Origin of the sequence: Aquimarina sp. AU119 (genome assembly GCF_900312735.1) — a bacterium.
Classification (GTDB): Bacteria; Bacteroidota; Bacteroidia; order Flavobacteriales; family Flavobacteriaceae; genus Aquimarina; species Aquimarina algiphila.
Genome location: NZ_OMPF01000031.1, coordinates 89,799 through 109,922, shown reverse-complemented (window position 1 = coordinate 109,922; position 20,124 = coordinate 89,799). Strand labels below are relative to the sequence as shown.

Sequence of the window (20,124 nt, the reverse complement as noted above, 5' to 3'; positions counted from 1 at the left end):
CCCGTAATCAGTCCAGTGCTTGAATTAATCGTTGCAATAGTAATATCGGCCGAACTCCAGCTTCCTCCAGCCTCTGTTGAACTAAAGGTAGTCGTACCGGCAATACAGGCTTCCTGAGTTCCGGATAAAGTTCCTGCTGTGGGTGGTGCGGTAATGGTTACATCTCTAGTCGCAGTAGCATCAGGACATCCCCCTGTACCACTTACTGTATAGGTCATCGTCACCGTACCGGCTGCAACTCCGGTAATCAGTCCAGTGCTTGCGTTGATGGTTGCGATTGATGTGTTAGCTGAACTCCAGCTTCCTCCTGCCTCTGTTGAACTAAAAGTAGTCGTACCGGCGATACAGGCTTCCTGAGTTCCCGATAGGGTTCCAGCAACTGGTGCAGCTGTAATGGTTACATCCCTTGTCGCAGTAGCATCAGGACATCCCCCTGTACCACTTACTGTATAGGTCATCGTTACCGTACCTGCTGCTACTCCGGTAATCAGTCCAGTGCTTGAATTAATCGTTGCGATTGATGTGTTTGCCGAACTCCAGCTTCCGCCGGCCTCTGTAGAGCTAAAAGTAGTCGTACTTCCTGCACAAGCTTCGGTAGTACCCGATAAAGTCCCAGCCGTTGGTGCCGCTGTAACGGTTAATGTTCTTATTTCTGAAGTAACCGAGCTACATATATATGTAGAACTAGTAACAATAACTTGATATTGATTCCCATTGTCAAATGTTGTAGGCCCTGTTAAAGTCAATATTGCAGTATCACTTCCGCTATAAATATCACCTATGTTTGCAGGATCAATATTAACAAATCCACTTCCGGAATCAACTTGCCATTGATATGTATCTGCATCAGAAGTAACTACAGTAAACGTAGTATTTGTTCCTGAACATATAATTGCATTAGATGGTTGTGTAGTAATTGATGGTGAAACACCAGATGTGGTCACATTTGCATTTGTACCTGTATACCCATCAGTTCCAGAAGTAACTACTCCATTCCCATCAACGGTAAGACCAGCACCAAACGTACCACTTCCTAAAAATCCATTATTATCTCCATCGGTAAACCCTGCTTCGGTGACATCATTACATCCATCATTGTCACTATCTAATTCTAAGAAATTATCATTATCATCGGTATCACTATCTGCAAGAACATAGTTTATTGTTCCGCTATCCTCATTTCCTGACCCTTGAACAGCATCTGGAATACCATCTGCTCCTACTGCACCCGATACTACTCCATTAACATGAGCTTGATTATGTCCAGCTTCTACAGCATCATAAATCCCATCATTATCACTATCCAAATCAAGACGATCCACAATTCCATCACCATCAAAATCTCTATCATAGCATAATTCGAATGAATTTGCCTTAAAAACTAACCAGGAATCAAAAACATTATCTCCATTATCTGCTACACCAATCTTAATTGTATTATCTCCAGCAGTAAGTACAGCTGAAAATGTTATTGTGGTTGTAAATCCGTCAGCTTCAATATTTACTGCTGTAGGATCAGTTTCATTATCTATAAAAAATGCGCTATCAGTGGTATTATTTACCGTGTTTATACTTATTTGCGATCCTGAAGGTGTTAGCGCTACATTGGTTCCATTTACAAATATTTTGGCGGCATCATTTAGACCCGTATTCACAAAATCATTATATTCTTCTGAAGCAAATACAAACTCACCGATAATTGTTGTTTCAGTCGGAACATTAACAACAACTTCTAAACTAGCGACATCAAACTCTGTACTACTACCTCCTGCAAAATCTGAATCAGTTCCTCCTCCTGCAACTCCAGTTCCATTTCCATTAAATCCTAAAGCAGGTCCAAATGTAGAGAATGGAGGTGTTGGTTCATCTTCATAAAATTGGTTAGACAAATTATCATCTAATTCGAGGACATTCCCTGAAGAAAATATAATTCCCTTATCAAATCCTACGAATGCATTAGGACTCCCACCACTATCTGTTATTTGGTCTCCGTCATCAAATGTTCCAATTTGCGGTACTGTTCCATTACCAACATTAACAGTTGAAGAAACCAGAGTAAGATCAGAGTTTGGAGCGAATAATAGATTTGCTAATGTTATTGAATTGTCCTCAGCAGTAATTTCAAAATTTGTATCTGCATCATCAACTAATTCAATTCCAAAAGAACCACCTCCAAAATCACATTCTTCGATATCTGGGATTCCATCATTATCATCATCTTTATCATCGCTATCGGCTACACTATCATTATCTGAGTTTATAGTTAATACTGCTGGTCCTGCCGGATCAATAATTTGTCCATCAGAAACTGTATCATCACCAGGTTGACCATCCTGAAGCACATATGAAGCTGTAGGAACTGTATTTGACCCAATAACACTAGTGTTATATGTAGTGGCGAAGTTTTGGAATATATCAGTCAATCCTCCTGGACTAGCCGGACCATATTTACGATATGTATATCCTGATAAAGAGTTAGCTACATGCCAATAATATGTCACGGTTACATCATCATTTGCATTGACACAGGTCAATGTAAAATCAATCAACCCAAAAGGATAATTATATCCAGTATCATTTGCTCCCAATTCAGACTCTAATACTGTGTCTATGCTCGTAATCTGTATACAATCTCCTGTCGTTTCCACTGTAACAAACCCTGTTCCGTCTGCAATCAGCAAAGTAGCTACATTACCTTGTAAAGAGTCTAAAATACCATCTCCATTACCATCACCTCCATTAGGTCCCTGATTCTCTTCGGTTCCCTGAATACCATCTCCATCATCACATCCAGTTGCAATAGCATCATTAGTTACAGCAGCAACTATTCCTGTATTATAAGGAGCTGCTACTACTATTCCTTTAGAGTTTACAGTAGCATTCGCTACTGTTAATGGTTCGGTTGCTGTATTTCCCGGGTTATATACTCCACCATCTCCTCCATCTGCATTAGGGTTAGCATAGGCCTCATTAGCATCACTACACCCATCAACATCACTATCAATTGATTGAAAATCTGGATTTCCTGCAACATTTGCATCAGCAATTGTGTAATTTAGCACTGCCGCATCTGTATCCACATCTTCGAGCGCATTAAAAAGACCATTATCCCCTGACCCTGTATTGGCACCAGTTATTCTCCCGTCTGTTCCCACTGTTTGCCCATGACCGGCTTCTACTGCATCATAAATCCCATCATTATCACTATCCAAATCAAAAAAGTCTGGTACACCGTCCCCATCGGTATCAAAACTAGCCTGAATAGCATCATCATCATTTCCTACTAAATTGTTGTTATCATCATCATCCAGATATGCAAAAACATTATCGGTATCTACATCTGCATAAGGATCGGTTGGAGATTCATCTACATTAGGAATACCGTCATTATCTACATCCAAATCTAGTGGATCAAGTACTAAGTCCTGATCTTCATCAAAAGCAGAAGTTGCATCTGGACAAGCGAACCCATCATTACTTGTGGTAGATATTGTAGAATTTAAAAAAGAAGCCGTTGGAGTAGCAGTATCATAATCATTGATTAAATACATGCCTCCATCGTTATATGATACATATAGGCGATCTTCTGCATCGGTAAATGCGGCTCCAAAATTAGTTGCTGTAGGTGTTGCTAAACCACCTATTACCGTTTTTTCTAAGGTAGTAAGATCCCATATTACTAATTCACTTGCATTAGTAACCCCATATAGTTTACCGTTAATAAAAACGACATCATTTGTTCTTTGACTAGGTACTGCAGTTCCTCCGGGACCTGTAAATGTTACTGTTATTACGACTGGATTTCCTCCTTCTGGTAATGTTGATACATTTGCTATTCGATCATAATGATTTCCTCTATTAATCCATAAATTATCACTATCATCTACATCTCCAGAAATACCCCCTCCTGCAAAACCTCCACCTAAAGGACCAAGATCTTTTATAGCTCCATTAACTCCTACTTTAATAAGGTGATTATTAATTGGGCTCGAACCTCCTCCTTTACCAATACCATATACAAAATCGTCTAAGGTATTATATCCTGTTGCATTATAAAATTGGGTAATATTAATGGGGTCAGAATATTCTCCTGTTATAGGATCATAGCTTTTTAATTCTCCTGCAATAATTTGATAAAATGTTTGTGGGCAATTAAACGGAATTAATACACAAGCAGTGGATATTTGATCATCCAAATAATCTCCTCCCGGAGCTGTATATCCATCGACTCCACTAGTGACAACTCCATTCTCATCAATTGTAATTGGTGAAGACCCTAAAACTCCATCAACATCACCATCAGTAAAACCAGCTTCTACTACATCATTACATACATCTCCATCTGACTCTAAAGACTGAAAATTGGGATTTCCTAAGCCGTCTGTATCTGTAATTGTATATCCAAGAGTTCCCGAATCGGCAGCGCTTTCTGCTCCATCAAAAAGTCCATTGGTTCCTGATCCTGTTTCATGTCCTGTGATTCTTCCATTGGTATGTGGTAATCCATGTCCCGCTTCTACAACATCATAAATTCCGTCATTATCACTATCTAAATCAAAGAAATCCGGGATTCCATCGGCATCAGTATCAAAAATAGCTTCAACAACTCCATCGAGGTTTCCAATGGCTCCCATAGTATCATCATCATCCAGATAGGCAAATACATTATCAGCATCAACATCAGCAAATGGATCTGATGGGGATTCATCCGTATTCCTCAAACCATCTCCGTCCACATCCAAATCAGACGGATTTAAATTATTATCCCCATCCTGATCAATCGCAGAAGATGCTGTAGGACACGAAAAACCATCATTACTGGTTGTAGCTATAGTAGAACCTAAAAAAGAAATTATTGGAGTACCCGTATTGTAATCATCAATATGATATAAACCTCCATCATTGTAGGATACATATAAACGATCTGCCGAATCTGTAAATGCAGCTCCATACCCAATTGCCGTTGGAATACCAGAAAGAGGTACTTCGGTTTTTGTCAATGTAGTAAGATTCCAAATCAATAAATTTGGAGTTTGACTCACTCCATATAAGTTTCCATTAATAAATACAGCGTCATTTGCTTCATCAGCACTTCCTCCTGTAAAATTTACAGTGACTACTGCCGGTGAACCTCCTGCAACAAGAGTAGATAAATTTTCTATTCTATCATATTCTGAACCACGATCAATCCATAAATTATCACTATCATCTACATCTCCCGATATTCCTCCAGTTCCCATATTGGTTAATTCACCTAGGTCCTCAAATGTACCGTCTGCGTCAATTCTAATTAAATGTCGATTTATAGCACCTGCTCTTCCTATACCATATACAAAATTATCTATTCTGTTATAACCAACTGCATTATATCGAGGTGTAGTATTAATAGGACTTGAATACCCTCCTGTAATAGGATCATAACTTCTAAGTTCACCATCTATAATCTGATAAAAAACAGAAGAACAGCTAAATTGCCCATGTACAACAGAGCCTATAAACATTACTACAATTATAAACACAAGAGATAAATTACTTCTTGTTTTTTGAACGGTGTAATCTTTTTTTCTACTACCAAAAGTGTTTTTTCTTATCTGGCAAAAGCCCAAAAAATTATACATCCAGGCTAGTATGTCTCGTATTAGAAATAGGAATTGAGTATAAATTTTCATAAGCTATCTATTATGAAACTGTTTTATTATTTTTTTGAAAGGATTCAGAAAAACCCGTTTCTATTATTATTTCTGAGATGCAAAGCATAGATCTACTCCTCTGTAATGGGTGATCTTTAGGGATCTGTTCTAAATGATTTTTTAAAAAAGTAGAAATAGGAAGTGAGTCAATAGCCTCATTATTTATCAATACATTATCATTTATAGTTACTTTATGATGCGAAAAAAATTGGTTAGTTTGTTTGTTTTGACTGGTTATAGTGGTAGGTAAAAAAGAATAGTCTTCAATCAATAATGAAGAGGAAGTTGTTAAAAAGGAGTATGCCACAAAAGAATAAATTCCTAATAAAAGAGTCATTGCTCCTATTAAAATTATTGTGGTATAATTAGATATATTATCTTTTGCAGAAAGATGTTTTGATACAACTTTGGGTGTAGAAAAATGAAACCTTGTCATGGTTAATTTCATATTAAATTTATCGTTATTCAGATCTCTACTATCGTTGGCTCGCCAAAACTTTTACAACAGTGAGATTGTTATTGTTATACTATGATTTTAACTATTTATCATTATATACTATTTAAGGAAAACAATATGAATTCAATCTATATTTTTATCCTATTCGTTATTATATAATCACTACTCTGCAACTGTATAAAAAAAACAATTTTCAGAATACGATTTATACATATTTAGACAACAAAAATCGTGACGATAAAAAACCGTCATTTTTTCATTAAAGAGATAAAAATAATGCTTTCCACAGGCAATTTATTTTACAGGTTAAGTTCAATACTTATAACATTTATGGGACAAATAAACATTATAACTAGCAAAACATACATTATGTTTTTTTTAACATTATAAATTTATACATAAAAGCTTGATTCTAAATAATTTAAAACATCAAAATAATTACGGCTAAACCACAATTAAACAATTAAACCACTGATTATCAATGAAAAAGGAGTTTAAATTACTACAAAACAGAAACACTTTGTAGTCTATTTTCTACAAAAAACTGATATAAACGTATAAAAAAAGAGGTTTTGACCTTAAAAAAAGAGATTAATATTGTTATTAATCGATAAAATCTGCATTTAATACTGAAATTCAATCTCTAATTTATCGTAATAACATCTTTGTACTATGACTGTAAATTATACCCATATATCTAAGAAAAGGAATTAAAACGTATAGAAGAAGAGTACTTATAAAAAAACCAAATGAGTAAACTAAATAATTTACTCATTTGGATATATTAATATGTGTTATATCATACCTATTGCATAGATGATATTTACATTTTTATTAATCGTTTTGTTGTTATCTTATTATCGATATTTATTTTAACAAAATACTGACCTGCAGGTAAATCCTGAGTGGACACTTTTATTCTTTCTTCTTTTTGATATGATTTTAAAAATAAAGATTGTCCCAGATTATTAAATAACTCTACTTCTGCATTTTGGTAATTCCCTCCTTTTATGGTTATATTAATTTGATTATTAAATGGGTTTGGATACACAAAATTTTCATCTCCCTTGGTAACAATTTCTTCTTCTGTCACTGCCTGTGTTTCTGTTTCTACATTTTCATGAACAACCAACATTTCATTTGCTCTTGCCGAAGAGGTTGTACATCCATTAATTACCACATCATCTATATATACCCAATCCTGATTACCAGAAGCATCTGCTCTAAATCGAATTTGCGTATTCGCAGTAAAAGGTCCAGCTATTACCACCTGATCATTATAACGTTGATTATTCACAAATTCATCTCCCTGATTCCATTCCTCTATTATAGCAAAACTTGCTCCACCATCTGTTGAAATCTGAAGCCAAAAATCTTCATTACTATTATCCATACTTCTGCAATAATATGAGAAATCAATGGTAAGTTCTTCATAAGTTGTTAGATCCAGATTACTTGTCGTCATCACTGATGTAGATGTATTATCTTGTAATCTCACACAATAGGTTCCATTTGCATATGCGGCATCACTTGAACTTCTTCTTGCGTCAGCTCCACCATCTATCCAAATTCCCAAACCAGATTCAAAATCTTCTGAATTAATTACAGAATAGGTACATACTGGTGGTGGCGGTGGTGATGTATCATCTACACAGGCAGCTTCTACTACTTGCGCTGTCGAAAGTGCAACATCATAAACTGCTGCTGCATCCATTTTCCCGGTATAGAAATTATCAGCAGTTTCGCCAAAACTATCCTTTTTTTGAACCCCGCCTATACCTCCTGATCCAATATGAGTAGGAACAGAACCTGGAGCAGCTGCACTAGATGAAACAGAAACGCCATCGATATATAATTCATGACTTGTAGCTCCACCATTATAGGTTACTGCAATATGATGCCAATCTCCATCATTTGGGAATGCTGCACTACGAGTATCAGCAACAGTAGAACTATTTCGTACTATTGATTCCAGATTTGCTCCATTTAATCGCAGAACCACTCCGCTAATTCCTCCACCTTCTTCAAAAAGATTCTGGATACCTGATAATGCCGTTGGTTTTATCCACATAGCGACACTTCTCTGAGTCATTGAAGAAATCATAAACGGTCCTGGGTTTTGACTATACTGTATTTTTGTAGCTCCGTCAAACACAAAAGACTGGTCTCCTTCTTTAAAATCTATAGTATCATAAGTTAGTGTTCCTATAGTAGAAAGAGGATCATTATTATTTACAGATGCATCATTAGCTCCATTTACACCGTCAAAATTCCAAAATGCAATATAAGAATCGGGAGCTCCACATCCTCCTGGAGGAGGTGTCGTAATTTCAATAATCTCTGGTAAAGGAACTGTAGCACCACTACTTCTAAATGTTGGCAAAGGAGCCGATATATCAATCAAGTAATTACGAAGATCTGTACTTAAATCATTTCCGATGGTTAATGTGGCAACATCTGGACTTCCTGACAACAAATTGTTTGATTCACTAATATCATTTATCAAATCGTATAACTCATATGATGCTGTTTCAAAATTATGAATCAGTTTATAATCTCCTTTTCTTATAATAGAAACTGGTCTTTGATCTCTCTTAGAATCTATTAAATATCCCGGGAAATGCCAATAAATTGCATCTCTGTTTAAGTTTGGATTAGTACCTGTTAGCATTGACCACTGACTTACTCCATCTATTTCGTATCCTGCCGGTAATGTTCCTCCAGCTGCTTCAACTAGTGTTGGATATAAATCAAAAGCTACAACAGGAGTACTATTTATAGTTCCTGTGTTTGCCAGCAGCCCTTCTGACCAAGCCATGGTAATAGATCGTACTCCTCCTTCATAGTGTTCACCTTTCATACCTCGTAATGGACCATTATCTTCGGTACCTATTGCACCTCCATTATCAGAAATAAAATACACTAATGTATTTGCCGAAAGCATTTGACCTACATTTCTCGGATCTGGAGTAGTTTTTAAATAATCTATAAGTCTACCTATGGTCTGATCCATTCCTTCTGCAATAGCTGCCTGAGCGATATTGGTATGTCCCATCTGACTAGGATTAGTATTATTTTTTGCTACGTATTTAGCATACAGATCTGGTCTTGCATTAGCTTGCCCCCATGGTCCATGGATTGCAAAGTTGCTAAAATGCATAAAAAATGGAGAACTGTTATTTGCATTCATAAAATCAATTGCTGCATCTGCCATGGCGTCTGTTACATGTTTGGCTGTACCTGTTAGTGAATTATCACCCGCAAGAGCTAATGATTCTGCCGCAGTATATGGCGAAGCATACACATCTAGTTCTGGGCCAATTCTTGGATGAAACTCCCAGTTACTTCCTGACAAAGCAGCAAAATAAGATCCTGGAGCACCATCTGATCCTCCTCCATAATTAAAATCAAATCCCTGATCAGTTGGTGAATTATTTAGACTTCCACCAGAATGATATTTTCCAAAATGCGCAGTTGTATATCCAGCTGTCTTTATTGTTTCTGCAATAGTAATCGCACTTGCGGGGATTTCGTCTTCTCCATTTGAGATTCCTTGACTTGGGCCTACCAACAATGTAGAATTTCCTCCTCTATTTAATCCATTAACCGCAAATACATTATTATCAGGTCTTGATGCATATTGACCACTTAAAATAGCTGCCCTTGTAGGTGCGCAATTCGCTCCGTTTACATATGCATTATCAAATGCTATACCTTCTATCGCTAACGTTTCTAATCTTGGAGTTTCATAGAAATCACTAGGATTATTAAGATTTGTTAGCCCTGTACTCACTTGAGACCACCCCATATCATCGGCAATGATCACCACGATGTTAGGAGACTGTGCATAGATTGAACCACCAACTCCAAAAACGAGCAGTAGCGTTAAAAATTTAATTGTTGTTTTCATAGATTAATAGATTAAGGTTACATGTTGATGTAGCGTACTACACTGATTATTTAGTTATTCTTTATTTATATTGTTTTTGACAATATCGATTCGGGTATACTTAGGGTTTTATAAAATTTGCTTTTGTTATTCTGTATTGATACTGTATACTAGAGATGCCGTTTTACATTTGGATTTGGCATAGTATTGTCTACAAAGCAAAGTAGCTTCGCGATCATTTTTTCGAAAATATTTGGGCATATGTATTGGTTTTATTTTTAAATTACTCGTTATTCAGTACTGCAATTGCTGGCTCGCCAAAGTTTTACAATTTTGCAGCGTTATTTTCACAAGCTGTTTCTCAGAAGAAATAGTTAATTATTGTATCTCTGATGTATCAGCTTAATACCTTCTTATTGTATATTGTTTATTCCCATTTTTTACCAGAACATCATAATGTTCATATACTTTTATCCCATTGAGGATATAAGCATACCTTCTTTATGATTTTGACAAATATGATTGTGAGTAACTATCTAAAAAAGACACAGATGACAAGTAGAGGTAAGAAAATAAAATGTCTAGTGTAGTTTCCTTCTATAAATAATCGTAAAAAATATTGTGTTTACTTTATGTTTTCTTTAACATTATAAAAGTAGACATAAAACTTTAATTATCATCAGTGCAAAACATCAAAATATATACGTTAAAACCGTAAAAACCCTATTAACCCTTATGAATTATATAAAAAAAGACAATCCAATATGGATCGCCTTTTTTTATACTTGTATATTTTATAAAAATTTAAAACATCTTAAATATCAACACATTAGATTATATAAAACCTCTTTTGCGAGCTTCTTCTAATAATTTTTGATCATCAGCTTTGGCAATAGAAAACATCTCTTTAATCTGATTTTTTCTTTTCTCGATTGCACTTAGTGATAAGCTCACATAATTAGGAAGGTTTTTCGTTTTTACACCCCGAGACAGATGATACAAAATCTTAAGATTTTTCTCATCCAGAGAAAACTTATTGGTCATCATTTTTCTAAAATGATCATTTACCGTGGCACTATAATAGGCTTTACCTTTTACAATGTTATTGAATGCCAATAACAGTTCACTAGACGTAAGATCACTCTTAATTAAGAATCCCGCCGGGTTAATGTTTTTAAGTATGTTATGTATTCTATGATCTTCTCTATGCATGGTAAGAATAATCACCTTTGACTTTGGCAACAATTCTTTGGCATGTTTTGCCAAATCCTCACCAGAAGTAATCGTTCCGTCTGAAGAAGGAGGTAATTTGATATCAATAAAAAGCATATCATAAGGCACCGTCTCAGAAGATTTTACGATGTTTGCATATGCATCATCACAGTTGGATGCAATATCAATCTTAATTTGATACTCTTTTTGATTTTCTCCTAACAAGGTATTTTTATACCCTTCGATAATCATGGGATGATCATCGATCATAAGAACTTTTAGTTTTTTCTTCATCTTTAAAAATTGTTGTTTAGGTTTTAAAAATAATACCGTATTATAATTTAACTCGGCAAAAGAAAAAATAGTATGTATCTATTCTATCTATTAGTTTTACACCGGTACACTTACTGATACGGTAGTTCCTGAGTTTACTTCACTCAAAAACTTAACTACTCCACTCATCTGACTAACCCTCGAAGTAATGTTTTTTAAACCAATTCCTTTTTTAACCTTATTTTCTCTAAACCCTATTCCATCATCTAAAATAGTAAGATTTATTTTATCCTCGACATAATCAAAGTTTATTTTTATACTATCTGCATGCGCATGTTTAAAAATATTCTGCATCGACTCTTGTAAAATTCTAAAGAAATTTACCTTTTTCTGATCATCAATCTCCTCCCAATCGATATCCTCGTCATTATTAAACTCAAACTCTAGCTTATGCACTTCGCACAGATCTTTGATCAGGTTTTCTACCGCATCAATATAGGCCACATCAGACGGTAAGGTTTCTGCACCCAGATCATGAGAGATCAGTCGTATCTCTTTTTCTATGGCTTTAAGCTCTTCTATATATTTATTTCTTGATTCTGTAAACTCATCATTGGCACGCTGGTTGATCCCATCGAGGCTCAATCGCACGCCAAACAATCGACCTAATACCCCATCATGTAGTTCTTCTGACATACGTTGCTGCTCTAGTTGTCGACCCTCTTCTAGTTTAATCTGTTGATTAATGAATAAACGATAAATCTCCTCATTAGACTCCTGCTGGGTTTGCGCAAATAGTAATTCTTTATTACTCTGTTGCTGCCTAAATATGATATACCCTAATAAAAATAGCGCGGTCAATCCCAAAATCGCAATGATCAGGATTTCATTTTCTCGACTGATTTGTTGATTTTGTTCTACAATTTCATCGGTTTCATAACGAATACGAGCAAATTTGTCACGGCTAATTCGTTCTTGATTTAGTAAACTATCGTTAAGTTTAATATATTGATTTGCATATTGTAATCCTTCTTTTTCCTTAGAAACCTCACTCAATAATAACAAAGCATTTAGCACTTCTTTTTTTGAATCTATTGATTCCGCAATACTTTTTGATTTTAAAGCGAAAATTTTAGAAATACTATCTTGATTATTTGAATTATAATATTCTGCAATATGAATATTATTGCTAATAAGTCCTTGTTTATCATCTATACTATCTCTTATTCTCATTGGTTCCTCATAAGCTGATAAAATACCATCTCTTTCACCAGACAAAAATTTAGCGTAAGCAATGTTATCTAATAACAAAGCATAGAATTTTTTATTTTTCTTCAGAATATCTTCATAACTAAGCGCTTCTGTATAATATTCTATAGCTTTAGAATATAATTTTTGATCTTTAAAAATAACTCCTATATTATTAAGGGCTTGAATTTCTCTATATTTACCATTCTCGATTTTTTTTGCATATTCCAAAGCGCTTTGATAATTTTTAATTGCTTCTTCATACCTCCCCAAATCTTTAGATAAGACCCCTAATTGATTATAGCAATAATATAAATATAAATTACTATTTGACTCTTTAAATTCTTCGATTGCTTCTATAGTATTAGCCTCGCTACCTACATAATTTTTAAAATATCTCTGTACAAAGGCCATATTGTATAATACCTTGCCATGCTCCGTGGGCTCTTTGATCTTCAATTGGCTATACATTTTTTCAGCATTAAAAAAATTATAAAAAGCACTATCCTTTATGTTTACTACGTTATAATATGATCCTATATTACTAAAGGCTTTTGCTATACTTGAAGAATCTCGTATCTTTTTAGAAAAAACTAAAACATCATCGTTTACCTTTTTAAATTTCCCGTACTCTTTTAATGAATAGAAAATTAGTCCTATCGAAGACATATTTTTTTTCCTCTCTTCACTCTCTGGTAATTTCAAACACCAATACAAAGCATTATTTGCATCCATAATCCTATCTTCCATCGATCTAGTTTTATCTTTTGATTTTACTATATAATTATTCATCATTTCTTCTGCTTCATTATAATTTGAATCTAAAACTATAGTTTCTTCATCTGAGCAACAAATAGTTACTCCAAAAATGATAAATACTAAAAATAAAAGTTTGAATCTTAGAATGTTCATTAATTTAAATGAAAGTTATTAATAACAAAATGTAATAAAAAAATATAAACTTTTTACTTAAAATCAAAAAAACCTTATTAAATGTTTAATAAGGTTTTTTTGATTTTATACTATTACTGTAACTTAATGATTAAGTTTAGAATGTTTAATACTATTATTATCCCTCTCCTTCAGTTGGAGGAATTGCATCGTGCGCCTCTTCTGATCCAAATGTTTCAATTCCATCAATTCCTATTTCATCATTTACTGAATCTGCTTCACATGCAACAAATAATGTACCTAAAAATAATATAACGAGTAGAGTTTTTATAGTTTTCATAATCTTAGTTTTAAAATTGTAGTTTTAATTTTGGCATTAATACATCAATTTTTGATATATCGATATTTTTTAGTTTAATTACTTGTTGATGGCTCGATAGGCTCATGAACTTCCTCAGTTCCAACTGTTTCAATATCCTCAATCCCAGCCTCATCATTTACTGAGTCTGCTTCACAAGCGATAAAAAATGTACTTAAAAATAATATAGCGAATAATGTTTTTATAGTTTTCATAATGTTAGTCTTTAGTCTTTTAGTTTTAATACTTTGTTTTTTTGATAAAGATCTTTTTTAAGAAATCTTTAGGGGGTATTCAATTTTTCGTTTTTAATTTCGGGGTTGTCGCTGCGCAAACGACGTTTATTTTACTAGAGTACTCTATTTAATTTTTATTTGTTTTTGTATCTCTAATTGTACACTACAAATGTAGTTGTATTCCCTCCTCGCGCCCAATATATTAAGGTGTCTTTAGTAGTTTGGCCTCTATTAGAAGTACATTGACCGATTATACGAGTAGATAGACGGATTTTTAACAACACCCCTATTTGTAGGAAAGGAAGTACTAAGAATATGACAACCTAAAAACCCATTGTTTTTATACAAAAAACCCGATAAACGCTATATGTTTATCGGGTTTTTATAGTAGTATAAGCCTATAAAATCTTATATATAAATTAGACTTTTTTTGGCTAAAGTATCTTTAATCTCCTCTACATTGTTTTTATATGATTTGGAGAATGGGATTAAATCATCTGTATTTTTTATAGCGCATTTGGCTTTTCCAAAATGAATTCTTGACACATAGTGCGTATTGATAATATAACTATTATGAATTCTAACAAAATGGTCGGGTAATAAATGCTGGAAATGTTTTAAGGTTTTAAATGCTTCTACCTTGTTACCATTGCTCATCATAAAATCAGTAGTATTATTATCTGCTTTGAGGTATAATATTTCATCAACATCTACAAATCTATAGTCTCCATAGGATTTAAAACATAAGGTATTATCTTCTACCTGATCAAAGTCTTTTACAAATCGCATTAATGTTCTATTAATTTGCCCCTTATTAAATGGTTTAAGGATATAGTCCAGAATTCTATTGCGTATTCCTTCTATTGCATAATCTGATGTTTTGGTAATTACAATAAACTCTGGTAGCCTAGACATATACTTAGCAAGTTCTGTCATCAGGTTATATTGTGTTTTATCACAATGTATTCCTGGTACTTCTGGTTCTAAAAAAACAATCCGAGGTCTTCTCTCTAAAATTAAATCCAACGCATCATGCTCATCTTTAGCGATTCCTGTACAGATATAATCTGGTTGATCTTCTAAAGAAATTTGAATAGAATCTGCAATTTTTTGATCATTGTCAATAATTACATAAGGATATTTCATAGGGTATGAGTTAAAAAATTAGAGTTGGTTATAAACATCAAATTATCATAATTACAAGATAGTTCATTTGGCTATTTTTTCTGTACGGTAAAACCGTAATATTATTGCGGAAACCCGCTAACCACAAGAGCTAACATTGTGTTAATCATCGTTTAATATTTACATTTAATCGATAAAAATGCACTAAAACACATAACGAGTTCATCTGGAGATAAGTATGTCATTTTATAAAAAAATGTCAAAAACAACTTATTTGGGTTAAAAAAGTCCTAATAATAACTTAAGACTATGGCTTTATATTGTACAAATCACAAAAATCTATATTTGTTCTCCTTTGTCACTCAATTATTTTAAATAGTTTTATACCTAGTTTTAGAAAAAAATACAATGAAAAATATAGTGGTTCTTACCGGAGCGGGAATTAGTGCAGAAAGTGGTATAAACACGTTTAGAGATGCCAATGGTCTATGGGAAGGGCATGATATTATGGAGGTTGCATCTCCTATTGGGTGGAGGAATAATCCAGAACTGGTATTAGATTTTTACAATAAAAGACGTAGTCAACTCCATACTGTAGCTCCTAATATGGGGCATTTGTCTCTTGTTGAACTAGAAAAGCAATACAATGTATCCATAATTACTCAAAATGTAGATGATCTGCACGAACGTGCTGGTAGCAGTCATATTATCCATTTGCACGGTGAGTTATTAAAAGTAAGAAGCCAGTTTGATGAACAACTGGTTTTAGACTGGGAGAAGGATTTATACCTTGGAGATCATTGTGAACATAACTCTCAACTACGCCCTCATATTGTATGGTTTGGAGAAGCAGTACCTATGATGGATGTCGCTATCGAGATTACAGAAAAAGCAGATATAGTACTTATTATTGGTACATCGATGCAAGTATATCCTGCTGCAGGATTACTGCAATATGCCAAGCATCAAACACCTGTTTATTTTATTGACCCAAAACCATCAATTTCACCTCAACCTCATCTCACCATACTAGCAGAGAATGCTACGACTGGTGTTCCTAAAGTTGTGGAAGAGTTGTTACAACAAAATTAACAATATACATAGATATCATTAATGTCATTCCAGCGAAAGCTGGAATCTATACCTTTTGTGCCTAAATGGATTCCAGCCTTCGCTGGAATGACAAAAATACGATTATAGAACACTACTCCTCTGCGGTTACTTCTTCTATTGCTGTACTATCAGATTCTTTTATGGGTAACGAATCTCCTTCTTTGGTTTGTGGAGCTTCCTCTGTTTTTCCTATCCCAGAGCGAACAACTTTTGCCCAATTCACTAAGGTTTCTGCATCCTGACCAGATAGTTCTCCATGAATCCAGGTATAAGGCTTTAAAGGCATTTCTTTTTTCTCTATCATCTCTATAAATTCCTCTAGCTTATGATCTTTTTGTTTGTCTGTATAGGAGTCCCATTCTGATACATTAAAATGTTCTTTTCCCTCATCAATCTGATAGGACATCCAATGCGTAATAGGGCTTACTTCCATAAACCATGGATATCTGGTAGTATTACTATGACAATCATAACAATTACTTTGTAAAATGGTCTTTACCTCAACAGGAGCTTCTGCAGCAGCTTCGAATGTTGCTATGCTATCATAACTGCCCTGATTTTTATCTGGTCTTAAAAACTGAGAAATCACCAAAACAAAAAATAATAGTAAAAATATTCTTTTGATCATTGTGTTATTTTTTAATGAAATTATTGATAATACAACCCGACACACATCATAATCACCTGTAATTGATAGAGATAACGATTTTAACACCTAATTATTATTTATTTACTTTTGAATATTTACTGCAAAGACCTATTTTTTACCCTAATCACAACACTGTTTAGTATTATGTATACTGCCTTATGATATCCCTTGAAAATGTATTAAATACTATTAATCACTCACGAGAAAAAAGGAAATATTTTGCATATTTGATTCTTGATCATCCAGAATTATTACCAGAGCTATTAACGATTTGTGCTCGGGTTGATGATGAAATTTCTTGCAGAGCCTCCTGGGGATTAGAGTTTTTGTGCAAGCAAAATCTAAAAGAGGTTTTTCCATATCTCGATCAACTCATGGTCCTTGTTCCTAAAGTACATCAGCACCCTGCAGTGCGACCTATGGCTAAAATATTTGAATATCTTATTGTAGCATACTACCAAAAGAAAAATACTCCTGTACAAAAATTTTTAACTGAATCGCATAGAGAAAAAATTACAGAGATTTGTTTTGATTGGCTGATCACAGATCAAAAAGTTGCCCCAAAGGCATATGCTATGACTTCTCTATATTTATTAGGTAAAGAATTTGACTGGATCCACCCCGAACTTAAAATCATTTTGGAAAATAATTATCATGAAGGAAGTGCAGCATATCAAGCCAGATCTAGAATGATATTAAAGAAGTTGTTGTAGTTGAGTTAGAAGTCAGATGTTAGATGACGGAAGACAGAAGATGGAAGTCGGGAGTTGGATGTTAGAAGACTGAAGTCGGGAGAGATCTAAGCTTTATCTCTGCAATATCTTTCTGATAGACCTTTGGCTCTTGACTTTAAAACTTCAATTTCTAGCTTCTCAAAAAATTGTAAATCGTAAATCAAAAATCAAAACATAAACTTTATCTTTGCAGCTTCAAAAAAGAAAATTATGTCTGTATTTCCTTTACAAGCTATCTCTCCTATAGATGGTCGTTATGCTTCAAAAACTACATCCCTTAGTCCATTTTTTAGTGAAGAGGCTTTAATTAAGTATCGAGTGCTTGTAGAAGTAGAATATTTTATTGCTTTATGTGAAATTCCATTACCTCAATTACAAGATATAGACACTTCTGTTTTTGGTAAACTGAGAGAAATCTATACTTCTTTTTCTACAGCAGATGCGCAGGCTATAAAAGATATTGAAAAAGTAACCAATCATGATGTAAAGGCGGTTGAGTATTTTATCAAAGAAAAATTTGATGCTCTTGGATTACAACAATACAAAGAATTTATTCATTTTGGATTAACATCGCAAGATATTAATAACACTGCTATTCCGTTAAGTATTAAGGAAGCCATAGGAGCAGTATATATTCCGCAATACTTAGAATTAAAAGACAAACTAACATCTTTGGTTGGTGAATGGTCAGAAATATCTATGTTAGCTCGTACACATGGGCAACCAGCCTCTCCTACCCGTTTAGGTAAAGAGTTTCAGGTATATGTAACGCGATTAGAAGCACAGTTTGATTTATTGAATGATATACCGAGTGCTGCAAAATTTGGTGGTGCTACAGGAAACTATAATGCTCACAAAGTAGCCTATCCAGATATTGACTGGAAAGCGTTTGGTACTCGATTTGTACAAGAGAAATTAGGACTACACCACTCGTTTCCAACAACACAAATCGAGCACTATGATCATATGGCTGCTTTATTTGATGGTCTCAAACGAATCAATACGATTATATTAGATCTTGATCGTGATATCTGGACGTATGTATCTATGGATTATTTTAAACAAAAAATCAAAAAAGGAGAAGTAGGATCTTCTGCTATGCCACATAAAGTAAATCCAATCGATTTTGAAAATAGTGAAGGTAATCTGGGGATCGCAAATGCATTGTTTGAGCATCTTGCTGCAAAATTACCCGTAAGTCGATTGCAACGTGATCTTACTGATAGTACAGTACTAAGAAACGTAGGCGTTCCTTTTGGACATACAGTCATTGCTTTTCAGGCTACTTTAAAAGGATTAAACAAGCTTCTTTTAAATGAAGAAAAATTTGCCGAAGATCTTGAAAACAATTGGGCTGTAGTCGCAGAAGCTATACAAACCATACTAAGAAGGGAAGCCTATCCTAATCCATATGAAGCTTTAAAAGGGCTTACTCGCACCAATGAAAAGATCAATCAAAATTCTATTGCAGAATTTATTGAAACCCTTGATGTTTCTGATACGATAAAAACAGAATTAAAACAGATTACGCCTTCAAATTATACCGGGATATAATCTGTGATTAGATATAATAATAAAAAAAGCGTTGATATTATTTATATCAACGCTTTTTTGTATAACATAACTATATATTAATCACCAATGTTATCACTGATAGTTTCTCCTATCATTTTGAATGCATCAAGATCAATTTTACCTTTTTCTACAGATTGTGCTAGTTTAACCATTTTTTCTGGTCTCATATTATCTCCTAATACACGTATTAATGCCAATCCTTTTTGCTGATCTGTAGCAAAAACGATTACCTCATCAATATCATCTTCTTCTCCCTGGTACTTTAATACTACTTTAGCTCCGTTTGATCCAAATCGCATTAACGTTTCATACTTCTCAGAACTAAGAATCTTGTTTATAGCTACACTTTCTTCTTCAAATCTTGTTTCATTATTATCATTAAGTGGTAATGCCAAAAAGTTTACTTTTTTAATACTCTCCAGTGCTTCTTTCTCCTCTTCATTAAGTTTTACCGTTTCTTTATCCAAAAGACTAGAAGGTACATCCACTGCAATAAAATCTACATCTCCCTGGTGATCCACAAAATACTTCTGTAGTGATGGTTCGCTATTACAACTCATAAGCAGCGATATGCAAACGATCCCTAAAATTTTAAATACATTTTTCATTTCTTTGATTTTTTTGGTTGATTGTTTTGATTGATGTTTAATCATGGTACTTCTAATTGAATGATT

General features: G+C 34.0%; 13 protein-coding genes. 3 read left to right on the top strand and 10 right to left on the bottom strand.

From position 1 onward, the window contains the following. From DK442_RS24665 to DK442_RS24640, 8 genes are all read right to left on the bottom strand, one after another. On the bottom strand, window positions 1-5,669 hold a 5,669-nt coding region (locus DK442_RS24665), incomplete at its 3' end, for a choice-of-anchor L domain-containing protein (protein ID WP_200825170.1). 10 nt (window positions 5,670-5,679) lie between these two features. After that, a complete protein-coding gene (locus DK442_RS24660) occupies window positions 5,680-6,138 on the bottom strand; it encodes a hypothetical protein (protein WP_109438585.1) in 459 nt (152 codons plus the stop codon). Between the two features lie 832 nt (window positions 6,139-6,970). Continuing rightward, on the bottom strand, window positions 6,971-10,057 hold the full coding sequence (locus DK442_RS24655; RefSeq protein WP_109438584.1) for a sulfatase-like hydrolase/transferase: 3,087 nt from the start codon (window positions 10,055-10,057) through the stop codon (window positions 6,971-6,973). Between the two features lie 813 nt (window positions 10,058-10,870). Then, on the bottom strand, window positions 10,871-11,542 hold the full coding sequence (locus tag DK442_RS24650; RefSeq protein ID WP_109438583.1) for a response regulator: 672 nt from the start codon (window positions 11,540-11,542) through the stop codon (window positions 10,871-10,873). Window positions 11,543-11,638: 96 nt separating this feature from the next. After that, window positions 11,639-13,681: a sensor histidine kinase gene (locus DK442_RS24645; protein WP_109438582.1), complete on the bottom strand. Its 2,043-nt coding sequence runs from the start codon at window positions 13,679-13,681 to the stop codon at window positions 11,639-11,641. A 157-nt stretch (window positions 13,682-13,838) separates the two neighbouring features. Beyond that, entirely contained in the window at window positions 13,839-14,000 is a 162-nt protein-coding gene (locus tag DK442_RS28385; protein WP_160114342.1) for a hypothetical protein, read from the bottom strand. 74 nt (window positions 14,001-14,074) lie between these two features. Beyond that, entirely contained in the window at window positions 14,075-14,233 is a 159-nt protein-coding gene (locus tag DK442_RS28380; RefSeq protein WP_160114341.1) for a hypothetical protein, read from the bottom strand. Window positions 14,234-14,662: 429 nt separating this feature from the next. Further along, window positions 14,663-15,400: a LytTR family DNA-binding domain-containing protein gene (locus DK442_RS24640; protein WP_109438581.1), complete on the bottom strand. Its 738-nt coding sequence runs from the start codon at window positions 15,398-15,400 to the stop codon at window positions 14,663-14,665. 387 nt (window positions 15,401-15,787) lie between these two features. Here DK442_RS24640 and DK442_RS24635 point away from each other — a divergent pair, with 387 nt between their 5' ends. Continuing rightward, window positions 15,788-16,471, top strand: coding sequence for an NAD-dependent deacylase (locus tag DK442_RS24635; protein ID WP_109438580.1), 684 nt, complete (start codon window positions 15,788-15,790; stop codon window positions 16,469-16,471). Window positions 16,472-16,583: 112 nt separating this feature from the next. Here the strand turns inward: DK442_RS24635 and DK442_RS24630 are convergent, their stop codons facing one another. Then, window positions 16,584-17,120, bottom strand: coding sequence for a heme-binding domain-containing protein (locus tag DK442_RS24630; protein ID WP_109438579.1), 537 nt, complete (start codon window positions 17,118-17,120; stop codon window positions 16,584-16,586). A 179-nt stretch (window positions 17,121-17,299) separates the two neighbouring features. Between DK442_RS24630 and DK442_RS24625 the strand changes: the two genes are divergently transcribed. Next, on the top strand, window positions 17,300-17,854 hold the full coding sequence (locus DK442_RS24625) for an adenylosuccinate lyase (RefSeq protein ID WP_109438578.1): 555 nt from the start codon (window positions 17,300-17,302) through the stop codon (window positions 17,852-17,854). A 231-nt stretch (window positions 17,855-18,085) separates the two neighbouring features. Then, window positions 18,086-19,429, top strand: coding sequence for an adenylosuccinate lyase (gene purB, locus DK442_RS24620; protein ID WP_109438577.1), 1,344 nt, complete (start codon window positions 18,086-18,088; stop codon window positions 19,427-19,429). Window positions 19,430-19,506: 77 nt separating this feature from the next. Here purB and DK442_RS24615 read toward each other — a convergent pair whose 3' ends face one another. Further along, on the bottom strand, window positions 19,507-20,058 hold the full coding sequence (locus DK442_RS24615) for a DUF4252 domain-containing protein (protein ID WP_160114340.1): 552 nt from the start codon (window positions 20,056-20,058) through the stop codon (window positions 19,507-19,509). Window positions 20,059-20,124 lie beyond the last annotated feature (66 nt).

What these genes read in the sequence shown, in the direction of transcription:
- DK442_RS28385 (WP_160114342.1), bottom strand. Translation starts at nt 14,000, where the DNA reads ATGAAAACTATAAAAACTCTACTCGTTATATTATTTTTAGGTACATTA.
- DK442_RS24645 (WP_109438582.1), bottom strand. Translation starts at nt 13,681, where the DNA reads ATGAACATTCTAAGATTCAAACTTTTATTTTTAGTATTTATCATTTTT.
- DK442_RS24640 (WP_109438581.1), bottom strand. Translation starts at nt 15,400, where the DNA reads ATGAAATATCCTTATGTAATTATTGACAATGATCAAAAAATTGCAGAT.
- DK442_RS24615 (WP_160114340.1), bottom strand. Translation starts at nt 20,058, where the DNA reads ATGAAAAATGTATTTAAAATTTTAGGGATCGTTTGCATATCGCTGCTT.
- DK442_RS24630 (WP_109438579.1), bottom strand. Translation starts at nt 17,120, where the DNA reads ATGATCAAAAGAATATTTTTACTATTATTTTTTGTTTTGGTGATTTCT.
- DK442_RS28380 (WP_160114341.1), bottom strand. Translation starts at nt 14,233, where the DNA reads ATGAAAACTATAAAAACATTATTCGCTATATTATTTTTAAGTACATTT.
- DK442_RS24650 (WP_109438583.1), bottom strand. Translation starts at nt 11,542, where the DNA reads ATGAAGAAAAAACTAAAAGTTCTTATGATCGATGATCATCCCATGATT.
- DK442_RS24655 (WP_109438584.1), bottom strand. Translation starts at nt 10,057, where the DNA reads ATGAAAACAACAATTAAATTTTTAACGCTACTGCTCGTTTTTGGAGTT.
- DK442_RS24660 (WP_109438585.1), bottom strand. Translation starts at nt 6,138, where the DNA reads ATGAAATTAACCATGACAAGGTTTCATTTTTCTACACCCAAAGTTGTA.
- DK442_RS24635 (WP_109438580.1), top strand. Translation starts at nt 15,788, where the DNA reads ATGAAAAATATAGTGGTTCTTACCGGAGCGGGAATTAGTGCAGAAAGT.
- DK442_RS24625 (WP_109438578.1), top strand. Translation starts at nt 17,300, where the DNA reads ATGATATCCCTTGAAAATGTATTAAATACTATTAATCACTCACGAGAA.
- purB (WP_109438577.1), top strand. Translation starts at nt 18,086, where the DNA reads ATGTCTGTATTTCCTTTACAAGCTATCTCTCCTATAGATGGTCGTTAT.